General features: G+C 47.3%; 19 protein-coding genes. 10 read left to right on the top strand and 9 right to left on the bottom strand.

The annotated features are described in order from the left end of the window. A partial coding sequence (locus tag QVE09_RS29955; RefSeq protein WP_315939751.1) for a hypothetical protein occupies nucleotides 1–212 on the top strand: 212 nt, incomplete at its 5' end. Between the two features lie 212 nt (nucleotides 213–424). Here the strand turns inward: QVE09_RS29955 and QVE09_RS29960 are convergent. The 5 genes from QVE09_RS29960 to abnA form a co-directional block, all read right to left on the bottom strand. Further along, nucleotides 425–1,846, bottom strand: a complete 1,422-nt coding sequence (locus tag QVE09_RS29960) for an arabinan endo-1,5-alpha-L-arabinosidase (RefSeq protein ID WP_315939790.1) — start codon at nucleotides 1,844–1,846, stop codon at nucleotides 425–427. Nucleotides 1,847–1,902: 56 nt separating this feature from the next. Continuing rightward, the gene (locus QVE09_RS29965) at nucleotides 1,903–2,745 is read right to left on the bottom strand and encodes a carbohydrate ABC transporter permease (protein ID WP_036611483.1); all 843 of its coding nucleotides are present in this window, start codon (nucleotides 2,743–2,745) and stop codon (nucleotides 1,903–1,905) included. Between the two features lie 26 nt (nucleotides 2,746–2,771). Beyond that, the gene (locus QVE09_RS29970; protein ID WP_036611613.1) at nucleotides 2,772–3,662 is read right to left on the bottom strand and encodes a carbohydrate ABC transporter permease; all 891 of its coding nucleotides are present in this window, start codon (nucleotides 3,660–3,662) and stop codon (nucleotides 2,772–2,774) included. 157 nt (nucleotides 3,663–3,819) lie between these two features. Next, a complete protein-coding gene (locus QVE09_RS29975) occupies nucleotides 3,820–5,160 on the bottom strand; it encodes an ABC transporter substrate-binding protein (RefSeq protein WP_315939752.1) in 1,341 nt (446 codons plus the stop codon). Between the two features lie 132 nt (nucleotides 5,161–5,292). Then, nucleotides 5,293–6,204, bottom strand: a complete 912-nt coding sequence (gene abnA, locus QVE09_RS29980; protein ID WP_315939791.1) for an arabinan endo-1,5-alpha-L-arabinosidase AbnA — start codon at nucleotides 6,202–6,204, stop codon at nucleotides 5,293–5,295. 397 nt (nucleotides 6,205–6,601) lie between these two features. On the opposite strand from abnA, the gene QVE09_RS29985 reads away from it, so the two are divergent. From QVE09_RS29985 to QVE09_RS30000, 4 genes are all read left to right on the top strand, one after another. Continuing rightward, the gene (locus QVE09_RS29985; protein WP_062832986.1) at nucleotides 6,602–7,519 is read left to right on the top strand and encodes an ArsR/SmtB family transcription factor; all 918 of its coding nucleotides are present in this window, start codon (nucleotides 6,602–6,604) and stop codon (nucleotides 7,517–7,519) included. A gap of 271 nt (nucleotides 7,520–7,790) precedes the next feature. Beyond that, entirely contained in the window at nucleotides 7,791–8,708 is a 918-nt protein-coding gene (locus QVE09_RS29990) for a helix-turn-helix transcriptional regulator (RefSeq protein WP_315939753.1), read from the top strand. Between the two features lie 83 nt (nucleotides 8,709–8,791). After that, nucleotides 8,792–9,301: a DinB family protein gene (locus tag QVE09_RS29995; protein WP_315939754.1), complete on the top strand. Its 510-nt coding sequence runs from the start codon at nucleotides 8,792–8,794 to the stop codon at nucleotides 9,299–9,301. Between the two features lie 11 nt (nucleotides 9,302–9,312). Then, nucleotides 9,313–9,882, top strand: a complete 570-nt coding sequence (locus QVE09_RS30000) for a YdeI/OmpD-associated family protein (protein ID WP_315939755.1) — start codon at nucleotides 9,313–9,315, stop codon at nucleotides 9,880–9,882. A gap of 73 nt (nucleotides 9,883–9,955) precedes the next feature. On the opposite strand, the gene QVE09_RS30005 is transcribed toward QVE09_RS30000, so the two are convergent. Then, nucleotides 9,956–10,819, bottom strand: coding sequence for a helix-turn-helix domain-containing protein (locus QVE09_RS30005; protein WP_315939756.1), 864 nt, complete (start codon nucleotides 10,817–10,819; stop codon nucleotides 9,956–9,958). A gap of 173 nt (nucleotides 10,820–10,992) precedes the next feature. Here QVE09_RS30005 and QVE09_RS30010 point away from each other — a divergent pair, with 173 nt between their 5' ends. After that, nucleotides 10,993–12,519 carry a glycoside hydrolase family 43 protein gene (locus QVE09_RS30010; RefSeq protein WP_315939792.1) on the top strand — a complete coding sequence of 509 codons (1,527 nt, stop codon included), beginning with the start codon at nucleotides 10,993–10,995 and terminating at the stop codon, nucleotides 12,517–12,519. 440 nt (nucleotides 12,520–12,959) lie between these two features. Here QVE09_RS30010 and QVE09_RS30015 read toward each other — a convergent pair whose 3' ends face one another. Then, on the bottom strand, nucleotides 12,960–13,883 hold the full coding sequence (locus QVE09_RS30015; protein WP_315939757.1) for an S-layer homology domain-containing protein: 924 nt from the start codon (nucleotides 13,881–13,883) through the stop codon (nucleotides 12,960–12,962). A 361-nt stretch (nucleotides 13,884–14,244) separates the two neighbouring features. On the opposite strand from QVE09_RS30015, the gene QVE09_RS30020 reads away from it, so the two are divergent. From QVE09_RS30020 to QVE09_RS30030, 3 genes are all read left to right on the top strand, one after another. Then, nucleotides 14,245–15,987 (top strand): ABC transporter ATP-binding protein, encoded by a 1,743-nt coding sequence (locus tag QVE09_RS30020; RefSeq protein WP_315939758.1) that lies wholly within the window; start codon nucleotides 14,245–14,247, stop codon nucleotides 15,985–15,987. Beyond that, nucleotides 15,980–17,797, top strand: a complete 1,818-nt coding sequence (locus QVE09_RS30025) for an ABC transporter ATP-binding protein (protein ID WP_315939759.1) — start codon at nucleotides 15,980–15,982, stop codon at nucleotides 17,795–17,797. The genes QVE09_RS30020 and QVE09_RS30025 overlap by 8 nt, the downstream gene beginning before the upstream one ends. A 104-nt stretch (nucleotides 17,798–17,901) precedes the next feature. Beyond that, the gene (locus QVE09_RS30030; RefSeq protein WP_315939760.1) at nucleotides 17,902–18,402 is read left to right on the top strand and encodes a hypothetical protein; all 501 of its coding nucleotides are present in this window, start codon (nucleotides 17,902–17,904) and stop codon (nucleotides 18,400–18,402) included. A gap of 144 nt (nucleotides 18,403–18,546) precedes the next feature. On the opposite strand, the gene QVE09_RS30035 is transcribed toward QVE09_RS30030, so the two are convergent. Further along, a complete protein-coding gene (locus QVE09_RS30035; RefSeq protein WP_315939761.1) occupies nucleotides 18,547–18,978 on the bottom strand; it encodes an Lrp/AsnC family transcriptional regulator in 432 nt (143 codons plus the stop codon). 131 nt (nucleotides 18,979–19,109) lie between these two features. Between QVE09_RS30035 and QVE09_RS30040 the strand changes: the two genes are divergently transcribed. Next, a complete protein-coding gene (locus tag QVE09_RS30040) occupies nucleotides 19,110–19,862 on the top strand; it encodes an MBL fold metallo-hydrolase (protein WP_315939762.1) in 753 nt (250 codons plus the stop codon). Nucleotides 19,863–19,999: 137 nt separating this feature from the next. Here the strand turns inward: QVE09_RS30040 and QVE09_RS30045 are convergent, their stop codons facing one another. Beyond that, nucleotides 20,000–23,566, bottom strand: coding sequence for an S-layer homology domain-containing protein (locus tag QVE09_RS30045; RefSeq protein ID WP_315939763.1), 3,567 nt, complete (start codon nucleotides 23,564–23,566; stop codon nucleotides 20,000–20,002). Nucleotides 23,567–23,677 lie beyond the last annotated feature (111 nt).

The following is a 23,677-nucleotide window of genomic DNA, read 5'->3' on the forward strand; positions in this document are numbered from 1 at the left end:
TTTCTTTTTCTCACCGCTTCTGGCGGTTGAAATCGGATGCCAAACTCGCTCCTGCGGCTCCTTCCTCCCCCTCACTGCTTGTGCACCTTGGCGCAGCAGCTCGCTCTTACCGCGCTCGCTGGGTTACAACCTCACTTCGAGCCTTTTTGTTGGCTCGGTCTTATGGGGTTGACCGCTTCGCAGGGTCAACTCTCCCCATATTTAGTGCATGATTGGCCTCAGACATAGGCCAACTTTGTCATGCACAGCGGACGTTCGGGGGTGGCAGGGCCTTGGCGCTCTCTTGTCCTCCGTTTTCTTTTTCCCACCGCTCTTGGCGGTTGAAATCGGATGCCAAACTCGCTCCTGCGGCTCCTTCCTCCCCCTCACTGCTTGTGCACCTTGGCGCAGCAGCTCGCTCTTACCACGCTCGCTGCTCACCCCCTTACTCCTCTGCTGTGCTGATCTGCTTGCCCCAGACCGCCACGCCGTGGTCATTGAGGCCTGTCACCACCAGCGCAGATTGGCTTCGCTCCCAGTCCCAAGACGGGAGCAGCTTCAGCTCTTCCGTGGATGCTCCGCCCCATGGGCTTTCCTTCCACTTCAACGTCAGTGTTTGTTTGCCATCAAATGTCCAGGTTCCTGAATCTTTTTCGCTTTTAATTTTACCGTTGCTTGTTAGGGTATAAGCCACGGCTTGAATCTGCCCGTCCACGGACGGATCAAGCGCCATGCCTTCCCACTCCCCGGCAATCATGGACTTAGGAATATCCTGTGTAGTCTCACCTGCGTAACGTTCAGGTGAAACGACAGGCCAGCCGTCCTTGGTCCATAACATTTTGCGTACATGCAGATAGGGCCAGTTTTTATCCGTCTCACCCCGTGCATGATGCACGATGTAATAATTGTCTCCGTCCTTCAGAACGGAGTTATGTCCGGGCGCAACCCAGCCCTCGCCTTCTGTGAAGCGATAACCCCCGAGAATTTTGGTGCCGATCTCATATTGCGGCAGATACTCCGTATCCAGCATGTTCATGCCATTCATGTCCGTATACGGTCCTGTGATGGAATCAGCACGCGCAACCCGCACGTTATAATCTTCGAACAAGGAATCATAGGAGACGAACAGATAATACTTTTTGAACTCCGGGTTATACACAATGTATGGACCTTCGACTGCACCTTCTTCAGTTGCACGATCCCGAGCGGCAATGCGAGTACCATAACCCGCGTCCTTGAATTTCCCGGTGTCGGGATCAAGTGGCGCAATGTAGATGCCGTCAAAGAATGAACCATATACCATCCACGAATTGCCCTCGGCATCCACAATGGGATTGGCATCAATGGCATTTAATTTGTCCTTTTCATTCGCAGAGGTTTTCACAACGAGTCCTTCATCTGTCCATGGACCTTCTGGAGATGAGGATGTCTGAAGACCAATAGCCGACTGGGTACTGCCAAAAGAAGAAGCCGAATAATACATCCGATAGGTATCACCAGCCTGAATCACATCCGGTGCCCACAGATTGACCGCACCTGTCCAGTCCAGCGCTTCTTGAGGAATACCCGGCAGAGCTTGACCTACCCACTTCCAGTGGATCAGATCATCTGACTTGCGTACCATGACGCCGGGTTTCGCTTCTCCTGCTACACGAACGTCTGTGGAATAGACGTAGTATCCCTGGTCTGTTTTGATAATGGCCGGATCATGCGCATTGTTCACCGTCCAGCGTGATTCATCGTCCAAAATGGAAGTGTCATACAACTGAGTATCTTGAGGAGCTTCAGGAAAGATGGGACGAGACACCGTTTCTCCTGCTCCTTCTCCGGAACAACCCGTAGCTCCAACAATCAGCATCAGCAACATGGAAGCAACCACCCCTCTCTTCGAAAATGTCCATCCTCGGAATTTCTTCCGCTGGTTCATCCCTTCACTCCCGAAATCGCAACCGACTCAATAATCTGTTTCTGGAAGATCAGGAAGATGATTAATACCGGTAACAGGGCTACAATCGACGCCGCCATAATAAGCGGGTAATCGGTTTGAATCGCATACGTGGCATTAAAGTTCGCTATAACGAGCTGTAACGTCTGCTTCTCCGGTGAATTCAGATAAATAATCGGTGCCAGATAATCGTTCCAGATGCCCATAAACCAGAGAATCAGCTGTGCAGCAATCGCCGGTTTGATGAGCGGAAACGTAATACTGGAGTACAACCGGAAGTAGGAACTTCCATCGATTTTGGCCGCCTCAATAATTGCATCAGGCACACTAAGCAGGTATTGGCGCAGGAAGAAGATCATGATTACGTTACCGAACAGGCCAGGAACAATCAGTGGTAACAGCGTATCCACCCAGCCCAACTTCGCAAACATGATGAATTGCGGGATCATGACTGTCGGATAAGGAATCATCATGGATGCCAGCAACGCGAGAAACAGTTTGTTTTTGTGCGGGAATCTTAATTTGGCAAAGGCAAAGGCCGCGATACTGGACGTAAACGTACCCACCACCGTTACACTCACCGCAACGATGAGGCTGTTTTTGATCCCGCTGAGCAGCGGACCAGCTTCCCAGATTTCTTTATACTTTCCAAATTGGAATACTTCAGGTATCCACACAGGCGGAAGCGCGAACACATCCTGCTTCTCCTTCAATGACGTGGACAACATCCAGATCAGTGGTGCAATCATCGCAATTGCCCCAATCGCGAGTACGATAAAAATGATCGAGTTGGTTAATTTCCTCTTTTGACTGTAAGACATCTCCGGTTCACTCCTTTCCTTGACAATCAATCTCCATCATAGGCTGATTTTTCGTTCATTTTGAATTGCACCAGGGTAATGACAAAAATGAAAATACCAAGAATCATGGCCATTGCTGAGGCATAACCCATCTGCAAGTTACTGAAGGCCTTCTGCCAGATGTAGAAAACGATCGATGCCGAAGAATATTCAGGACCACCCGTCGGTGTCATAATGTTCATCTCGGTGAAGATCTGGGAACCGCCAATGATATTTGTAACAATGAGGAAAAAGGTAACCGGCTTCACCATAGGCCAGGTGATATTGCGGAAGATCTGGAACCCGTTCGCTCCGTCCAGCTCAGCCGCCTCGTAGTATGTACGTGATACACTTTGCAGTGCCGCCAAGTACAATAACATCGTGTATCCCAAACCTTTCCACACCGTCATAATAATCAGAGCCGGTTTGACCGTGTCTTTGTTCGCGAGCCAGTTAGGCCCTTTAATCCCAAACAGGTCAAGGAACTGGTTCACCAGACCGTAATCTCCGTTGTACGCCCAGTTCCACATAATGGACACCGCAGCGAGGGAAGAAATGACCGGTATGTAATAGATCACACGGAATGTCGTGGTGCCGGGGATTTTACGATTCAGGCCCATTGCCAGTAACAATGCGAGCAACAATCCAATCGGAATACCGAGCATCAGGAAAAATGTATTAAACATCGCTTTGTAAAAGAGGTCATCCGTGAGCAGATCCTTGAAGTTGGCCAAACCGATAAAGTTCATCTGTCCCAGTCCGTCCCAATCCGTAAAGGAACCATAGAGGGAGTAGAGGAACGGGAACATGACAAAGATCAGCAATCCAAGAATCGGAGGTAAAATAAACAGATATCCGTACAGCATCTCTTTGCGATACAAACTCGATTTCGTAATCACGGCGTTCACCCCTGTTTCTAGTATCAGCATGTGGCATTCTTCGATTGAACCTTGCCGATCAACGAATGCCACATGCCCGTATGGAATCCAATAAGTCCCAATACGAATGATGCCAGCAGCATGATTGCAGGCTGCCGGCATCGCCCTTTCCTATCTACTATTTCTGAGATTTCTTTTCTTGTTCAACCGCTTTGTCGAGCAGTTTTTGCATTTTCGGCTGTTGCTGCTTCACATAGTCTGCGGCTGTAACCTTGCCATCCAATACCGGCTGGATGTCCGTGAAGAACAGGTCATACCATTCCGCATTGTACGTGTAGTTACCTGGCAGAGCCCGGCCGTAATCCTCAACGATGTCAATGAATTCCTGTTTGTTGGCTGGTTTCGTGGATGTATCTTTGGCCCACTCGTCTGCCATATCAAGCAAGTTTGGAATCTGTACCTTAGCATCCACCAGTTGCTGCATGCCTTCCTTCGAAGCTGTAAGGTAATTCACCAATGCAGCAGCTTCTTCTGGATGTTTCGTTTTCGCAGATACTCCAATTCCCAGAGATCCGATCCACGTTGCCGATTTGCCAGTAGATCCCGCAGGGAAAGGCAGCAAATCATAATCGAAAGGCAATTTCTCAAATGTACTCATATCCCATGGGCCTACAGGGAAGAAAGCCATTTCACCTTTCATCCAGCGTTGATACGTATCCAATGTTTGCGCTTCCTCAATAGAAGGTGTGATTTTGTATTTGTTTTGCATATCCGCGAAGAACTGCAGTGCTTCCGCGAATTTTGGATCATCAATCGTTACCTTTGTTTTGGTCTCATCCAACCAATCCCCACCATTGCTCCATACAAAGGATTGCAGTGCCCATTGTACGTTGAATCCGGTACCGTATACATCCGGTTTACCATCTCCATTGGTATCCTTGGTCGCTTGCTGGTTCACCTTGATGAACTCTTCCCATGTGTATGGTTTATCCTTGTCAGGGAATGGAATGCCCTCTTTTTCAAACAACGTTTTGTTGTAGCCCAGTGCAAATGGCCCCAGATCCTTCGGCATACCGTAGATATCGCCCTGTCCTGCCATTTTTCCATCATAACGATACAGGTCCACGCCGTATTTCCAGATATTATCGAGATCAACATCCGGATTGTTTTCAATATACGAAGTGAGGTTCATCAGCACATTGCTGTTCACATACGCTTTCACGTCGCCCGGATTGATATAAAATACGTCAGGCAAACTGTTGCCTGTAATTGCCGCTCTTAACTTGGTTGCATATTGATCCGCAGCCGTTACGATAATTTTGACTTTCACACCCGGATGATCTTCTTCGAATTTCTTGACCACCGCTTGGTATGCTTTCTGCTCGTCTGTACCGCCGCGGAACATAAACGTTAACTCCTTGTCCCCACTTGCACCGCTGCTTCCTCCGCATCCCGCGAGTACCAGCGCACTTACCAGCATAAGAAGCATAAATGTGACCCAACTCTTTTTCTTTACCATCTGAACCCCTCCTGATCTGGACTTGTAACCGTATTCAATTGGATGAAATAAGATTTCTGTTGTTAAATTTATCAAATCCAGATCACTTTAGTCAATACTTTTATAAAACATTTTATATTTATATAAAATAAATCAGTATTTCGGCCATCCATTCGCGTCCCAAAGCAAGTCATTAATCAGCAATTTCGGATTGCCATTATCCTCTGCATCATAAGCATGTCTTGCGATGACATTACCGTTGTACACGTCCTGACCACCTGGGCCTTTCCATTTCACATTGCCTGTATCCAATATCGTTCCGCCACCATTCAGCATATTAACTCCGTTTTTGTCCACATAAGGGCCTGTTATACTGGTCGAACGTCCATAGACCATTTTGTAGGTACTGTTCACCCCTTGGCAGCAAGAATCGATGGAAGCAAACAGGTAATAGTAGCCGCCACGATATACAACACTTGGTCCCTCAATAGCACCACCGTTATTCGGGCGCGCAGCAATTGAAGTTATACTTCCCGTCGGTTTCATCGTATTTTTGTCCAGCTTGACAATCTTCAGACCGCTCCAGAAAGAACCGAAGGCCAGCCATGGATTGCCTGAAGCATCAATGACCAGATTCGGATCAATGGCATTATAATTATTGCCGGTCGTGGTTTGAAGCACCAACCCTTCGTCCTTCCACTGTCCTGCTCCAATGCTGTTCGCAGACGCAAGACCAATTGCAGACCGATTGGAGCCAAAGGTAGAGATCGAATAATAGAGCCATACTTTTCCGTTATACTGCTCCACATCCGGTGCCCATACATCCAATCCGCTTTGTCCCGGAACGGCAGAAGCCCACCAAGATGGCTTAGTCAAGAAGATTTGTGGAACACGATACCAGGAAGATCCATTATCGGATTTCAATACTTGAATGCCCGGGCCGGTTGAAAAGGTGTACCAGGAACTGCCCTCTTTGATAATCGACGGATCATGAACTGCGGTATCTCCGGTTAGATTCCAGAACGCCGCCAAAGCTTTTGACTGACCTGCCAGCAGTAATACCATCGCAAGTAATGCCGGTAACGCCAACTGTTTCCACTTAAACCTCTTCACAGTGCTTAACTTTTCCAAACCGAACTCCACCTTTCCTGATCAAATGGTTAATTAGGTTCATGAAGTAATGAATCAATTTAGGTATAATAGGATTATAAAAGCGGTTACATTACATTTCAATGGTATATTTCAAATATATGTGAACTGATTAACACTTATTTTAACCGGAATAGTGAACAAAATGTAGATTATATTTTCGTATTTACGCTATATACAAGGGTTTTGGCTTCTATTTCTCCGCCCTTCCCTTCCATGAGGGAATGATTTATAATTATCTGAAATAAAACATATAAATGTGCAAATGTCTGTGTCGAAGACTTTGTTCAGAACGGGGAAAGGAAATCCACCTATGATTTATATTAAAGATCTGATGTCGGGTGTGAATATCTTCAAAGCGCTCAGTTCGGAAATCCGGATTCAGATCATTGAGCTGCTGGCCAAGAATCAAAGTCTTAATCTCAATGATCTTGCAACCAAGCTGGGACTGAGCAATGGTGCCATCACAATGCATATCAAGAAACTTGAAGAGAGCGGATTGATCGAGATCAACACCGCTGTTGGCAAACATGGAATTCAGAAGATATGTTATCTCAATGAGGAAAAATTGATGGTAGATCTGCGTTCACAGGAGATTAACAATCGTTATGAGGTGGAAATTCAGGTCGGTCATTACAGCGATTATCAGGCCGCACCTACATGTGGTCTCGCTACCCGGGACAGCATTGTTGGAGAGTTCGATGATCCGCGTTACTTTGCTGATCCACTGCGAATTGATGCGGAGATGATCTGGCTGGCTGAAGGTTATCTGGAGTATCGGATTCCCAACTATCTCAAGCCTAATCAGTCGTTTAGCGAAATTCAGTTGTCGATGGAACTGGGATCGGAGGCCCCTGGCTTTTGTGACAATTACCCTTCGGATATCTATTTCTACATCAACGGTATTGAGATTGGCTGCTGGACGAGTCCGGGGGATTTTGGCAATACACGCGGTACCTTCAACCCGGAATGGTGGCCTCCGCACTTGAATCAGTACGGCATGCTGAAGCTGATCCGAATTACACAGGAAGGCAGCTATATCGACGGATGCCGTATCTCCGACGTAACGCTGGACCAGATTGGGCTGGATTACAAAAGCGATATTCATTTCCGCATTGCGGTTACGGATGGACCTTTGAACAAACGGGGCTTAACGATCTTTGGTAAAAACTTCGGAAACTATGGACAGAATCTGCTCGCTCGGGTTCTCTATAACGTGCAAGAAGAGTAGAGCCAGCTCTGGCTATTCACTCGATATGAAGTTCGACCAATCTGCTAACGTAACTGTTCAACAGAGCAACAATCATGTTTCTTAGAAAGGGTGCTATCCAGCACTCTTTTTTTGTTTCATTTCATCTAAGAACTTGTCCAATTATGTTGGAACAAAACTTACTGCATGATATGACTTCTATAGCCCCTCTGTAATCCTCCATGTTGTTCACCATGTCGTGATATAATAATGGCCTGTAATGACAAAATGGAATAACGGGCGGGGATACCTTTTGAAATTGGAGCGATTAATCTCAATCATATACAAACTGCTGAACCACGAAGTGTTGTCTGCTTCCACCTTGGCGGAAGAGTTTCAGGTGTCCCCAAGAACGATCTATCGGGATATTGATGTGATCTGTGCCGCCGGCTTCCCCGTCGTCTCCCATCAGGGACTCAAAGGCGGCTACGGCATGATGGACGGATACAAGATGGATAAAAGCTTGCTCGGTTCTTATGATGTGGATTCCCTGATCACGGTCCTGAGCAGTCTATCCACAGTATTCGAAGATGCACGTGCACAAGGCACGATTGAACGACTGCAAACGATTGGACCGGAGCATCAAACCTCAAGTCTATCGGTGGATCTGGAGACACGCCGAACAGAACCTGATGCCCTTCCTCATCTGCGTAAAGGTATTACGGATCATCAGGTTGTCCGCTTTGACTACATCAATACGAAAAATGAACATACCCCACGCCATCTGGAACCGGTAAAACTACATTTTAAATATCGTAATTGGTACGTTTATGGATTTTGCCAGACACGGCAGGATTATCGCGAGTTCCGACTGTCCCGAATGATGAACGTGCAACTGACATCGGAACACTTCCAACCCCACCTTGAGCTTCCCCAAGAGACGGTTGTGTCAGATCCGTCATGGCAAGATCAGGTAAGTGATGTGGTATTTCGGGTGAACCCGGAAGCGCTCGCGGAAGCCATGGATCATTTTCAACAGGCAGATAAGCAATTTCACGAGGATGGAAGTATGACAATGCGTATCCAGGTTCCTCAACCGTTACAAGCCAAGTGGTTATGGTCGTTTCTGCTTAGTTTGGGTAGTGGCGCTGAGGTGCTTGAACCGATTGAATTACGAGACATTCTGAAAGAACAACTTCGAAACGCACTTAAGCTCTATGAAGAAGTATGACACGCTGTTGTCATACTTCTTTTTTTATAATCATCTCAGTAAGTTAACCCAATCTATCGCCACATTAAAGGAGACGATCATCAATGAATCATCCGGAACAAATGTATAACTACCACGCATGGGCCAACCAAACGATCCTGGGCAGAATCAAGGAATTGCCCTCTTCTGTACTGAGTCAGGAAGTGAACAGTTCGTTTCCAACCATTGCTCACGCACTCAGCCATATCTACGCAGTAGATAAAATGTGGTACGAGGTATTGAATGGCACCGGTATGCCCGAGGCACTGGAAGCATGTATACTGCTTAATGGTGAGATTCACGGTTCTGTGGATGAGTACATCAAACGTTTTACCGACCTGTCGGCACAATACAGTGAGTGGTTACGAGGCCAAGCTGATCTGGAGCAAACCATTCTACTCGATAATCCATTTGCCGGAGTTCGCAAAACCAGCTTATCGGAAATCGTATTCCATGCGGTTAACCACGGCACCTATCATCGAGGTAATGTTTCTACCATGCTGCGTCAATTGGGGCATGCCTCCATCATGAATGACTATTTTCTCTATTGGTATCAGGAACTGGCTCAAGCATAGTTGATAATCGGATGGAAAATCTACATTGTATACCCGTGACGTCAAGGGATGAATTGAGAAATTGGTTGCGAGAGCATGGAAAAGTCGAGAAATCTTGCTGGGTAATTATAAGTTTGAAACCATTACCGAATACCCTGCTGTATTTGGACGTGGTTGAGGAGGCACTGTGCTTTGGCTGGATCGATGGATTCAAAAAGAAAATATCCGAGACTCAATTAGCACAGAGATTGTCGCCTAGAAGGAAACGTAGCTCATGGACTGAATTGAACAAGGAACGTGTCCGTCGTCTTGAAAGGTTGGGCTTCATGCATGACGAGGGGAGAAAAGTTCTTCCTGTTATGGAGCAGAATGCTTTCATTATTGATGGTGTGATCGAACAAAGGCTGAAAGAAGACCATCAGGTTTATGCAAATTTCATGGCATTTCCTACCCTGTATCAGAACGTTCGGATCGATACGATCCAAAGTGTTAAGAATCAGCCAGCATTATTCCAGAGCAGATTGAATAAGTTCATAACCAACACAAAGGAAAATAAAATGTACGGTCAGTGGCATGACAACGGACGTCTATTGGACTATTGAATTTTCCCTGAAACAGCAGACAGGACCTCCCTATGAGGAGGCCCTGTTTTGGTTTTTTATATTCGGTCTGGTGCTAATGATTCTGCCTGTATGTTTTGGGAGACTTGCCAAAGGCTTTCTTAAACTGGCGGGTGAAATAATTACTGTCGTTAAATCCACATTCATACGAAATTTCCGTGATGGACAGATTCCCGTTTTTCAACAAATGACATGCCTTCTCCAGACGCAACTTTTGCAGATAAGAGATCGGGGTCATCTGATAATAGGATCGAAAAATCCGATTCAGATGCCTTATTGAGATATTCGACTTCCCCGCAATATCCTCCAACGACAGCGGCTCAAGATAATGATCTTCAATAAATGAAATGGCATTTGCCAGATGCATCAGATTATTACCTTCAATCCCTTTCTCCTGCGTATCATATTGCCTCGACAAATAAACAACCATCTCCGTAAGACGTGAGATCAACATCGTCTGATACCCTTGCTGTTTACTCTGATACTCGTCAATCATGAACGATATCAGCGATTCTACATACTCCAGACTGGAAATGGATAACGCCAATTTACTCGGAAAGGAGTGAATATTACGATAAAACGGTTCCAAAACAAACAGCGCCTGGAAGCCGTTAGATTTTCTCAGATCAGGCCCAGCCGAAGCAAGCATCTCGGGACTGAACATAATGTTACAGATCCTAAAATCATGAGGGTCTTTATACGCGTGATGGGTGTCGCCATTAATCACAAATGCGTTCCCTTTTTTAATAAAAAATTCCTCGGTGTTCACCACATGGGTTGCATGACCACTCAGAACAATAACAAGCTCCGTAAAGTCCACATGATTATGAAGTTCCATGTCTTGGTCGTGTCCACCATACTGAATGAAAAATGGAAACTGTTGATCTGAAGTAAACCATCTCAAATATGCATTACTCAAAAGCATTCCCCTCCGCAAACCATGTTGGGTTGAATGTCTATATCATGCTATTCGAGGACCGAAAAATCAAGGTTGGAAATGATTGAAGACGATATAATTCCCCTTATAGCAAGGATACATCTCATACGTTCAGATCCATATTAAACTCTCGAAATGAATAGGAGCATAACATGATGAAATATACCAATCCGGTGATTCCGGGGTTTTATCCAGATCCGAGTATCTGCCGTATAGATGAAGACTATTATCTGGTAACCAGTACCTTTGAATATTTCCCTGGTGTGCCTATCTTCCACAGCAAAGACCTTGTGAACTGGCGACAGATCGGCCATGTCCTTACAACAACTGAGCAACTCCCTCTAGCGAATGCGGGCAGCTCTGGCGGTATTTTTGCCCCAACACTCCGGTACCATGATGGCTGGTTCTATATGACAACAACCAATGTCAGCGGCGGCGGAAATTTTTATGTACGTAGTACCCAGCCCGAGGGGCCATGGTCTGCTCCGATTTTTGTTGATCAGGGCGGCATTGATCCCTCTTTTCTCTTCGATGAAGATGGACGTGTGTATTTTCAAACGGCCTGTAACGGCGATGAGGGCGAGGGCATCTATCAGTGCGAGATAGACCTTAAGACCGGAACGAGACTGACGGATAGCCGATTAATCTGGACCGGAACCGGAGGAGCAGCCCCCGAAGCTCCCCACATGTATAAAATAAACGGCCTCTACTATCTGATGATCGCCGAAGGTGGAACGGAGTATGGTCATATGGAAACCATTGCTCGGAGCACAGAGCCATACGGACCATTTGATCCGTGTCCTCATAATCCGATTCTGTCCAATCGGAGCATGAAATCCAGCATCCACGCAACCGGTCATGCAGACCTTGTCCAGATCCAGGATGGAAGCTGGTGGGCTGTATCTCTTGGCATTCGTCCAGCAGGTTACCCCATGCGACACCATCTGGGACGTGAAACGTTCCTGGCACCCGTCACTTGGACCGATAAAGGTTGGCCGATGATCGGTGTGGACGGACATATCGAGCAGGAGATGACCGGACCTTTGTTGACTGAGCACCTTTGGTCGCCTGAGCCTATCCGGGATGATTTTGACGAAGCATCATTAGACTTGAACTGGATCTTCTTACGTAACCCGGCTCCGGGTAGTTGGACGCTCACTGAAAATCCCGGGCAGCTCATCCTTCGTGGTCATTCGGTTTCACTCGATGATGGTAGAAACCCAGCCTTTGTTGGGCGTCGATTAACCCATTTCTTATGCAATATGGCAACCGAGCTGCGTTATGAGCCACATGCGAGCGGTGAGGAAGCTGGATTAACCTTATTTATGAATGATAAATATCATTACGATTTGGCTGTAACACAGGTCGATGGGCAGAAGAAAATCATACTACGGCGAACCGTCGGCTCTCTGCGAACCGAACAGGTGCTTAACTGTGACAAGGGGCCGGTTGTATTACAAATCAAGGCTGACCGTAATCACTTCACGTTCCTCTACCAGCAAGGTTCATCCGATGCCAACGAAGTGGGTTCAGGAGAAACACATCTGTTATCTACCGAAGTAGCAAGTGGTTTCACAGGTGTGATGATAGCCATGTACGCCTTCGCCCCATCGGGGGAGTGTACGCCTGCAAGTTTCGATTGGTTTGACTATGAACCTCTGGATGAGCAATCAAACCGCTAGATCCAATACCTTTCGATCAGGTTCGTAACTATGTAACCTCTCAATAATTTACCTTTCTCAGAAGTAACGTGAATCTGTAACTCTAACGAACTCGGAACACGTTATTCGACGCTATTTCACTGATTGGGATTTTTAACGAATCGTAGACGCGTTATTCCTGCTTTTTATATGCTTTCTCTGTTGTTTCCAGTCTTATTTGCGGGAATAACGCGTCTCAAGTTCATTAGAATTGCATAACCACTATAAACGTCCAAATAAGGTGCACTGAGTTCATTAGCACATCTCACCTTGCATTAGTTGAATGTTGGTGATTGGTGTCTCCCCTCCAGCAACTTAAAACCCCACCCTCCATGTACGCATGAAGGGTGGGGTTTTAAGTTAAGCTATACTCTGTTCATTAACGTTGTGCTTAGCACAAGTTCGATATCTCAAAGAATAATTTACTTGCCAGAAGGTTGAGCTTCTGCTGTATAGCCTGTTGGGATATCCGTTTCTGCAGTCACATTTGTGATAACCATCGGATACATCATGTCCGGATCAGGTTGAATAATGGAATAGAGCACGATGGCGCGTCCATCCTTCTCCAATTTCACATCATCAATCTTCAATCCATAACCAGGGTGTGGCATTTCAGCACTGAGTTTAACTTTGGTGGTTTTGTCATCAACCTTGGTCGTTGTTACTTCAGGTACAATCGCTTGTTGGCCTTCACCTGGAGTAGTTGGAGTTGGCTCTGCCGAGCCGCCATTGCCGTGTTTATCCACAAATTCAAGTGCATTGAAGATCATGCTTGCAGCCTCCATACGGGTAAGCGACTGATCTGGACGGAAGTTACCGTCCTTATCCAGTTCAATGATGTTCATGTTCAGCAGGTTCTGGACTGCAGATATGGCGTCCTTACCGATTTTATTTTCGTCCTTAACAAGATTATACTTCATGATGACCGGATAATTCCCGGTTGTGTTAATCCCTTCATGCAGCAAAATAACAAACTGCTCGCGTGTCATCTTGCCCTGCGGGTTCACTTCAACCGGAATGGACAGTCCATTCTGAGTAGCGGCTTGAACAGCGTCAGCATACCAAGTGTCCGGACTGATTTTATTCTGAGCGGATGCTTCCGCAAATTCATTTTTCAGACCAAATGCATTCACAATCAGTTGAACACCCTGTGGCTCGGACAATGCAAGATCTGGACGGAACAGATCCGCTGTTACTCCGTTAACAATGCCTTTTGATTTCAATGAATCCACAACCGACTTCTGACCTTCATCCTTCACATCTGTGAAAGCAAATACCGATGCACCTCCTGCTGTCAAAGAAACGCAGAGCGCAAGTGTTGCAGCCAATCCTTTTTTATGTTTCATTTCCTGGCACCTCCATATGATTAGTAAAGCCTATTTTTCAACTCTTCATTCCTACAGACGGGGCATCCCTAGAAAATGTTTCAGTAATTTCGACATCTGGTGAATACAACACGAGAACACGGCATAGAACTCTTCTCCGCGTTCACTAGTCCAAGCCACCAGCTTTTGCTAACTGGCTTCGTTGACATTGATTCGGATTAGCGCAAAAATAAGAATAGAGAAATCTATCGGATGACGGATAAACAACGAACTAGATCGCATACAGTAAGAGGGCACGACGCGCTAATAACAGGTGTCGGCCCTTTTCTTGACTCCACCTGCCTGAACTGACTTCACCTATAACAAAAGGAGAACAACGCTTATGTCCAAGAAAGGATTACTTCGCGGTTATGTTGTGTCGAACTGGCCTGTTTACCTGGTTGCTGTTCTTCTGATTATTGCCTCCAATGTCGGGCAAGCATCCTTGCCCCGCATACTCGGCAGCTTCACGGATCAGTTGATGCAGAACTCTCTTCAGATGCAGACGGTCGTAAGGTACAGCCTGTCCCTTCTGGCTATTGCCATCGGGTATAATCTGCTGTTCGGTACCGGGCAATTCATGATTATGAAGCTCGGTCGACGCTTCGAATTCATGACGCGTGAGCGTATATTCAGTAAGTTCTCCGAACTTAGCGAACATTATTTCTCCAAACAGGGGAACGGAAAACTGCTCAGTTATGTCATGAATGACGTTACTTCCGTACGTGAAGCGATATCCAATGGCGTGACGCTCATGACCAATGCCACCTTCTTGCTGTTGTCCTGCATTGTCATGATGCTGCTTAGCGGGATTCCGTTGACGCTCATTTTAATCAGTGTTGTTCCTTTGCTGGCGATTCCATTTCTGGTCGTGTTTTTTGGTCCGCGGATTCGCAAGTGCTCTCGCGACGTGCAGGAAGCTCTTGCAACCATGACGGAATCGGCGGAAGAGCAGTTGGGTGGCATTCGCGTAACCAAGACGTTTGCCATCGAAGACAGTGCTCGTGCACGCTTTGGAACTACCGTCGATGCAATTAAGAGCAAACAGCTTCGACTGGTTCGTCTGTCTTCCTTGTTTCAAGCCTTGCTCCCGCTGCTGGGAGCTATCTCATTGGTCGTTTCTATGCTTGTCGGAGGTATTATGACCATGCAGAATTCTATTACACTCGGGAGTTTTGTGGCCTTAACCTTATATCTGCGCATGATCATGGGACCGCTTCAACAGATCGGCAATGTTATTAATACCGTTCAGCGCTCAGGCGCATCACTGGAGCGGGTGAATGATCTGCTCAGCGAAGTAGCGGATGTGCGTGAACTTCCTGAAGCGACAGCTCTCCAAACCGTACAAGATATCACCATGGAGAATCTCACCTTCTCCTATCCTGGCAGTTCATCTCCTGCTCTCAAAAACATTCAACTCAATATCCGTGCCGGGCGAACGGTCGGTATTGTAGGCAAGACCGGCTCAGGTAAAAGTACCCTCGTTAAGTTATTGCTGCGTACATATGAACCACCTGAAGGAACAATCCGCATCAATGGTACCGATATTCGGCAGCTGTCGCTGGAAAGTCTAAGATCACGCATCGCCTATGTCCCTCAGGATGGATTCCTGTTTAGTACCACGATCCGGGATAACATCGCATTCAGCGACCGGGAAGTATCGCTGGATACAGTGGAACATAGTGCAAGGCAAGCCATGATCTATGACAATATTGTCCGTTTTCCTGATCGCTTCGATACACTGCTTGGCGAACGTGGACTCACCCTGTCTGGTGGACAACGTCAGCGAACCAGCCTTGCAAGAGGACTGATCAAGCAAGCACAGTTACTTATTCTGGATGACAGTATGAGCGCGGTTGATGCGGTCACCGAGAGTGGTATTCTGCGCAGTTTGCGCGAGATCGGCAAGGGCAAGACTACATTAATCATCTCTCACCGCATCAGCGCGGTCCGTCATGCGGACGATATTATTGTTCTGGATGAAGGGCGAGTCGCTGAACAGGGAACACATGCGCAGTTGATGGCTGCCAAGGGGTTATATGCGGCCACCTACCGTTTGCAGGAGGAGGGATTACATCATGTCTAACGATAACGCTGAACTTCACCCAGACGCAGATGACGATCAGAGTAAACGAACTTCGTTTAAAGCGATGATGGCATACGCCAAACCTCATAAATGGGCTTTTGCCGGTATCTTCTTCTGCTCACTGCTTGGCATATCGGCAGATCTGTTACAACCCTATCTGGTGAAGATCGCCATCGATGATCATCTGGCCGTGGGCCAGACCAGTGTGGGCTTTCTCGTTCAACTCGCAGCCATCTTTCTTGGGCTGGCTGTCATCAGTTTTATTTTTACCTATATCCAGAATAATCTGTTGCAGCATGTGGGTCAGAACATTGTATCCCGGATCAGAAAGGACCTGTTCAAACATATCTCCAAGATGTCCATGTCCTTCTTTGACCGTTTTCATATCGGCAGTCTGGTCACAAACGTATCCAGTGATACGGAGACCATCAGCAGCTTTTTCACTCAAGTACTGCTCAGTCTGATTCGGGATGGTATGATGCTGGTGCTCATTATCGTCTTTATGTTCCAACTTGATCCTGTGCTGGCGACATACTCCCTGATCGTTCTGCCTGTCATTGCGGTGGTTGCGGTATTATTCCGTAGTCGACTGCGAAAAGCTTATCAAAATGCCCGTACGCGTCTTTCCCGTCTGATCGCATTTACGGCGGAGAACTTGTCCGGCATGTTCCTGATTCAAGCTTTTCACCAGGAGGAAGAACAGAAGAAACGTTTCTCGGAACAGAACGCACTTCACTTGAAAGCTAATATTGCTCAAGCCCGCTCCAATGTCATCTTCAACCGGACGTTTGATATCCTTGGCAATGCGGCACTGGTCATGATGGTCTGGCTTGGAGGTCGCGCCGTACTGGGTGAGTCCCTGCAAGTCGGGGTATTGTATGCGTTTATCAGCTATATCCGCCAGTTCTTTCAACCGATTAACCAGATTACGATGCAATGGAATACATTCCAGTCCACGACCGTATCGATGGATCGCATCTGGAACATTCTGAATACACGGCCTGAAGTTGCTGATCCCAAACCCGGGATGGCCTCCTCGCTTGAACCACAAAATGTGATGGGCCAGATTGATTTTAATGATGTGTCGTTTGGTTATCGAGCAGACCGGCCCTTGATCCAGCAGATGAACCTGCACCTCTATCCGGGTGAAATGGTAGGTATCGTGGGCACAACGGGCGCTGGCAAAAGCACCCTGATCTCCCTGCTCAATCGCTTCTATGATGTAGACAAGGGCAGTATCGAGATTGATGGTACAGATATTCGGCATCTGCCGCAGGCTAAGCTTCATCGTATCGTGGGTTTGATTCAACAGGAACCATTTCTGTTCTCGGGTTCCATCATTGATAATGTGAGAATGTTTCGTGAGGATATTACGCGAGAGCAGGCAATTGAAGCCTGCCGGTTTGTCGGAGCACATGCCATGATTTCACGTTTGCCACAAGGATATGATACACATCTGTCAGAACGCGGAAGCGGACTATCCGCCGGGGAGCGGCAGTTGATTTCATTTGCCCGGATTGTGGTGTTCCAGCCTCGAGTGCTCATCCTGGATGAGGCAACCGCTAATCTGGATTCACACACCGAACAGCTCGTGCAGCAGGCGCTGGAATCGGTATCCCAGGGACGCACCACCATTGTCATTGCTCATCGTCTGTCCACGGTGATGCATGCCGATCGAATTCTGGTGATGGAGAATGGGGAGATTGTGGAGGAAGGGCCGCACCAGGAACTAATCGCAGCCAAAGGCGTGTATGCAGACTTGTACACCCATGCGCGTGATGCAGGTAAAAATTCAGCTATATCAGGGTAATGAACCTGAGTTATAGTAAATACAGAACGTTGAACATGCCGCTCTGCTCATGCAGGCGGCACGTTTGGCATATCGATCAGCATTGTTAATTAGGAGGAGCATCTATGCAACAACCTGAAACACCCAAGCGTGACCATCAGCAGATTCATTACCGACGCAGCACAGCTCTATGGAAGGGAAGTCTATGCTTCCTTTTCCTTCTGTTGTGCGTGAGCCTATTATGGATTATCGTGGATGGACAAGCCGAAAGACTGGAGACGATATACTATGCCATCGCAGCCGTGCTGGGTATGTGGTTGATCGGACCGCTATTCTTCATGTTTGTCTCACGACTAACCAGAACCCCTGCCGTGTTGTTATCCTGGGATAATGATGCGTTGAGCACGGGCAAACGGAAGATTCTATGGAGCCGGATTCGCAAAGTCGAACTCGCCTCACCTGCCCGCAGCAAGTGGCTCCTGTCTGCTTCACCCATGTTCGTCCTGTACTTGAAGGACGGCACACGGTCTCATATTCAGACAGATCATCTGCTGAGCAAAAAAGAGCTGAATCAGGCTGTGACTTTGCTTCAGGAGACTTTGCAAGAACAGAAGCAGGATCGTTGAGTACCGGCACAGATGAAGAGGCTTGGGCATTCTGACTTCAAGTGAAGTGAAGGCGAAGGAAGTCACAATACGTTAAGAAAAATAAACGGTGTTCCGTGCGAGGATGTGCACTACACGGGAACAAGCTGCCTTCCCATCCCTGAGTTATTGTGATTTCTCTACACCTATGGACAGGCTGACTTTGTAATTGCCGTAAGGTAGCAATGCTTCAAGCAGTTGGCCAAGCTGCTCTGTGGTGCTGGTCTGCACCCGCATCAGATAACAGCCTTCTCCGCTGACGCGATGGACTTCAACGATGTCCTTACGATCAGCGATGAATGTACGAAAGGCAACATGTCTGTCGCCGGAGTTCAAGAAAACCGTGACAAATGCCTGTAGGCCTAGGCCAAGGCGTTCCGGGTTCCATTTTACCGTATACCCTTCAATCACACCCAGATCTTGCAGCTTGCGCACTCTTGCACCAACGGCCTGTCCCGTGAGATGAACCTCTTCACCGATCTCTTTGTGAGAACGTTTGGCATCTTGAATCAGAATCTGCAAAATACGTATATCTGTGTCATCTACCATTTCAATCATCTTGCTTCAGCAATCCTTTCACGGTGAAATTAGTGTGGCCTAATTCCATTCATCATGTTATGTACGCCGTTAAACGGGTTGTATACCATATAGGGTAATACTATTAAACAACTCGAAGGAGTGCAAATATAATGAAAATTCAATTGATTCGCAATGCTACACTGTGGCTGGAATACGGAGGGCTGAACATTCTCGTTGATCCGATGCTGATGGACGCCGAAGTCATGCCTGCATTCCCGAACACACCCAATGAATTACGTAATCCAAGAGTGAACTTGCCCGAAACCGAAACGGATTATCTGAATCCGGATCTGTTGATTGTGACACACACCCATCTGGACCACTGGGATGAAGCAGCGGCGAAACAACTTGGCAAAGACATTCCTTTGATCTGCCAGCCTGGGGATGAGAATGTATTTCTGGGTGCCGGATTCACGAATGTAACAGCTGTAGATGAAAAACATGAGCATCACTCTGTCCGATTCGCCCGTACATCCGGGCATCATGGCACAGGTGAAATCGGTGAACGTATGGGCGACGTATCCGGTTTTGTACTTGAGGCAGATGGAGAACCTGTCACCTATATCGCCGGGGATACCATCTGGTGTGAAGAACCTGCTGAGGCCATCCGCCAATATACGCCTGAAGTTATTGTCGTGAATGCCGGAGGTGCACGCTTCGTGGAGGGTGATCCCATTACGATGGACGGGCCTGATGTTGTTGCCGTGAAGCGCCATGCGCCGTCTGCTCATGTCATCGCTGTGCACATGGATGCGATTAACCATTGTGTGATGTCTCGTACGGATCTTGCGACTTATCTGGCATCCGAGCAGTTGGATGGTCAGGTGCTCATTCCACGTGACGGCGAAAGTTTTGAGTTTTAAATTTTGAAGCGGAAGCTAAGCTGAAGAGAAATAAAACAATATAGACCAAACAGACCACAATCTCTTCGAAGAGGTTGCGGTCTGTTTCGTTTAATTTCATTGCATTTGTAATTTCCTGATCTCCTGAATAACAATGATCAGATCAAACCAGACTTCTTGAGTAGCCGCGATATCATCTGGGTCACTTCAGCACGGGTGATGAACTCGCCGGATGCCAGATCTCCACTCGTTCGACCGGATACAATCCCTGCCTGAATCGACTGGGCAACACCCTTTATCGCCCAGGAGGATACACTCGCCCCAGAAGCATATGACCGAAGGATTCCCTCCGCTTTCTGATCGGATATCGGGCTAGATAATGATGTGAGATCCATCGCTCTTGCAAGCATTAATATAGCTTCTTCTCGTGTAATCTCTTCGTTCGGTTGGAATGTTCCGTTCGTATAACCATTGATCAGGTTATAATCACGAGCTGTTCCTATTGCAGCAGAATACCACATATCTGATGACACATCGGTAAACCCACTATTCGAAGCTCTCGGTGCGACACCTAATGCCCTGGTTACGATGGCAGCAAACTCAGCACGGGTAATGTTCTGATCTGGACTGAAGCTGCCATTCCCCGTTCCTTCAATAATCATGCGGGAGCCCATATCGTCCACCGCATCCTGCGCCCAGTGACCAACTACATCTCCGAATTTAAGTGGATGTAAAATGAGCGCATATGTGCTGTTGCTAAGGCTATTGATCACGGCTTCATAGCGACCTTCCCTAAGTACAACCCGGGTAGGAACGTGACGAACCGTCCCGTCTGCATTCACAACAACACCCGTGGTAATACCGGAATTGCTTACACCTTCTTCAAGGATCATTGTCCGTTCAACATAATCAGTGAATTGGGTAATTTCCACCGAATTGTCTTCATAAAGGCCTCTCACGGTAAAATCAACCGGTGTACCCTGAACAACAAAATTATTCTGTTGCGTTGCCCGTCTCACTGCTTGGGTCGCTGCTTGTGTCAGCTTGGCAATCTCTACCTGGACCTTCATATCTTGCAGACCAGAGACATCTCCAAGATCCTTGGCAAGTGAGAACAACTGAATCTGATTCAAAGGCAGTGTATATGTTGCCTGTTCGGTCTCCAGCTTCAACACTGCCTGAGCTGCCTGCATCTCTTGTACCATTTGGCCATCCAGTTCACCGATCAGAACATCCGCGCCGGAAGGCACACGAATGGATACAACTGCTCCTGTTCCCTCGGCAGCCAGTTTCTGTTTTAACTTTTCCGAATCAATGCCTACCGTACTCACCAATTGTCCATTTCTAGTCGTTTTAATCAAATTACCGATCTGTTCCGAAACACCATTAATAAGTACATTGATACCATCGGCAGAAACAGGTTGTGGTGAGGAAGATCCGACGGAAGAGCCCCAATTACCAGAACTGTCGCCACTGGAAGGTACAGAAGGAGTCACAGCATTGGAAGGAACGGACACCACACTGCTGCCCACGGCATTGATTGCTTTGAGCGTAAAGGTATAGCTTATGCCATTGGTTAATCCTGTCACAGTGATTGGACTGGAGTTACCAGTAACCTTGATATTACCTGGTGTAGAAGTTACTTCATAACCTGTTATTACACTTCCTCCATCTTTCCCGGGAACATTAAATGTAATCGTTGCTTGGCCATTTCCGGCTGTCGCTTTTACATTTGTTGGGGCATAAGGTACGGAAGGAATCATCAACCATGGTGTAGCTTCACTAATAACACCATTGATGCTTTGCACCACATAATATTCGCCCCCTGCTGGCAAATCAGCAAAGCGAAGCGTGCCATCCAGTTGGGGCAACGGAGTACTGGATACAAAAGTTCCGTTCGTCAAGTATAAGGTTACTGTTGCTCCCTCATAGACTTGCCCGACATCCAGATAGCCAATGCCAACACTCCCCTCGGGTTTGCGCAAGTTGACCCCAACGAAGTCAGAGTTCTCACTTTGCTCACCGTTCACAGTCTGGGTAACATAGTACTCCCTGGAATCCGGCACAACGTTCTCAAATACGTACGTACTGCCCACTACAGGGTCAGAAGTAGCTTTCAGGGTGCCACCCACCAGATACAACTTCAAGATCGCACCAGGTGTGACGCCGCTCACTTCAATACTTTCCATACCAGCTACAGCCACCGGCCGTGCAGGATACACCGGAGATACCTCGACCGTATCCGAGATCGCACTTGTTACGCCATTGATCGTTTGTTGAGCGTAATACCTAGTCCGATTGGCAAGGCTTTCGAAGATCACTGTCCCATCCGACTGGACGTTTGGCGTATCTGATACAAAGTCCCCGTTCAACTTGTACATCGTAACCGTCGCTCCCGGATACACATTACTCACAGTTACCGACGTCGAATCAGCACTTGCCTCCGGTTTCCGAAGAATCGAATTGACAAATTCCGAGTTAGGGCTATCTTCGCCATTTACCGTCTGTATCACGTAATACAATTCCGATCTAGGCACGACGGATTCAAATAGATACGTACTGTCTGTTACAGAAATAGCGGTGGCCTCCAGCGTGCCCCCCACCCGATATAGCTTCAAGTTCGCACCAGAAGTGAACCCCCTCACTTCGATACTTTCCACACCAGCTACAGCCACAGGCTGTGCAGGATACACGGGAGATACCTCGACCGTGTCGGAGATGGCACTTGTTACGCCATTAATCGTTTGTTGAGCGTAATACGCAGTCCGATTGGCAAGGCTTTCGAAGATAACCGTTCCATCCGGCTGAACGTTTGGCGTATCTGATACAAAATCCCCGTTCAACTTGTACAGCGTAACCGTCGCTCCCGGATACACATTACTCACGGTTACCGACGTCGAATCAGCACTTGCCTCCGGTTTCCGAAGAATCGAATTGACAAATTCCGAGTTAGGGCTTTCTTCCCCATTTACCGTCTGCTTCACGTAATATAGGTCCGATCTAGGCACAACAGATTCAAATAGATACGTACTGTCCGTTACAGAGAGAGAGGTGGCCTCCAGTGTGCCATCCACCCGATATAGCTTCAAGATCGCACCAGAAGTGAACCCGCTCACTTCAATACTTTCGAGCTTCCCCTGAGCGATGGGCTTGCCTGGAATATTGGGAGATACATCTACCCAGTTAGACACACTGACTACTCCATTGATCGTTTGCTCGACGTAATACGTCGCTCGACTTGTCACATTTTTGAAAAGAACGGTGTTATCCGGTTGAGTTTCTGGCGTGCTATTAAAAATAGTTCCATCCAGATTGTGCAGGGTTACTGTTGCACCCGGATACACATTGCTGACAGATACTTGCTCGATTCCGCCGGTCACTTGAGGTGTCCGGAGACTGGCATTGGTAAAGGTAGAATTCTGACTTTCTTCATTGTTTACGGTCTGTGTCACAAAATACCCCTGGTCGTCAGGTACGACATCTTCAAACAAATATACCCCTGCTATTGTCTGTACGTCTGACGTGTCTTTTAGAACACCAGGTACAGTATACAGCTTCAACACCGCCCCAGCCTCAAAGCCCGAGACCTCAATACTTTCCACCTTGGACACAACTGTAGGGGCAGCAGGAGCCGCCAACACGACTGGGGTTTTCCCCCATAGTGTCATGACCAGACTTACAATCATCATGATTGCAGTAAACCTAGAAACCAACCTTCGATCCATAGCATCGCTCTCCCTTTTTGGTATATTTAACCTCTCCCGAACTCATTACATCCCAGATCGTAATATCAGGGATTAGCACGGTAAACATCTGTAAATGGTGTTGTATTATCA

It is taken from the genome of Paenibacillus sp. ClWae2A (assembly GCF_032452295.1).
GTDB lineage: Bacteria > Bacillota > Bacilli > Paenibacillales > Paenibacillaceae > Paenibacillus.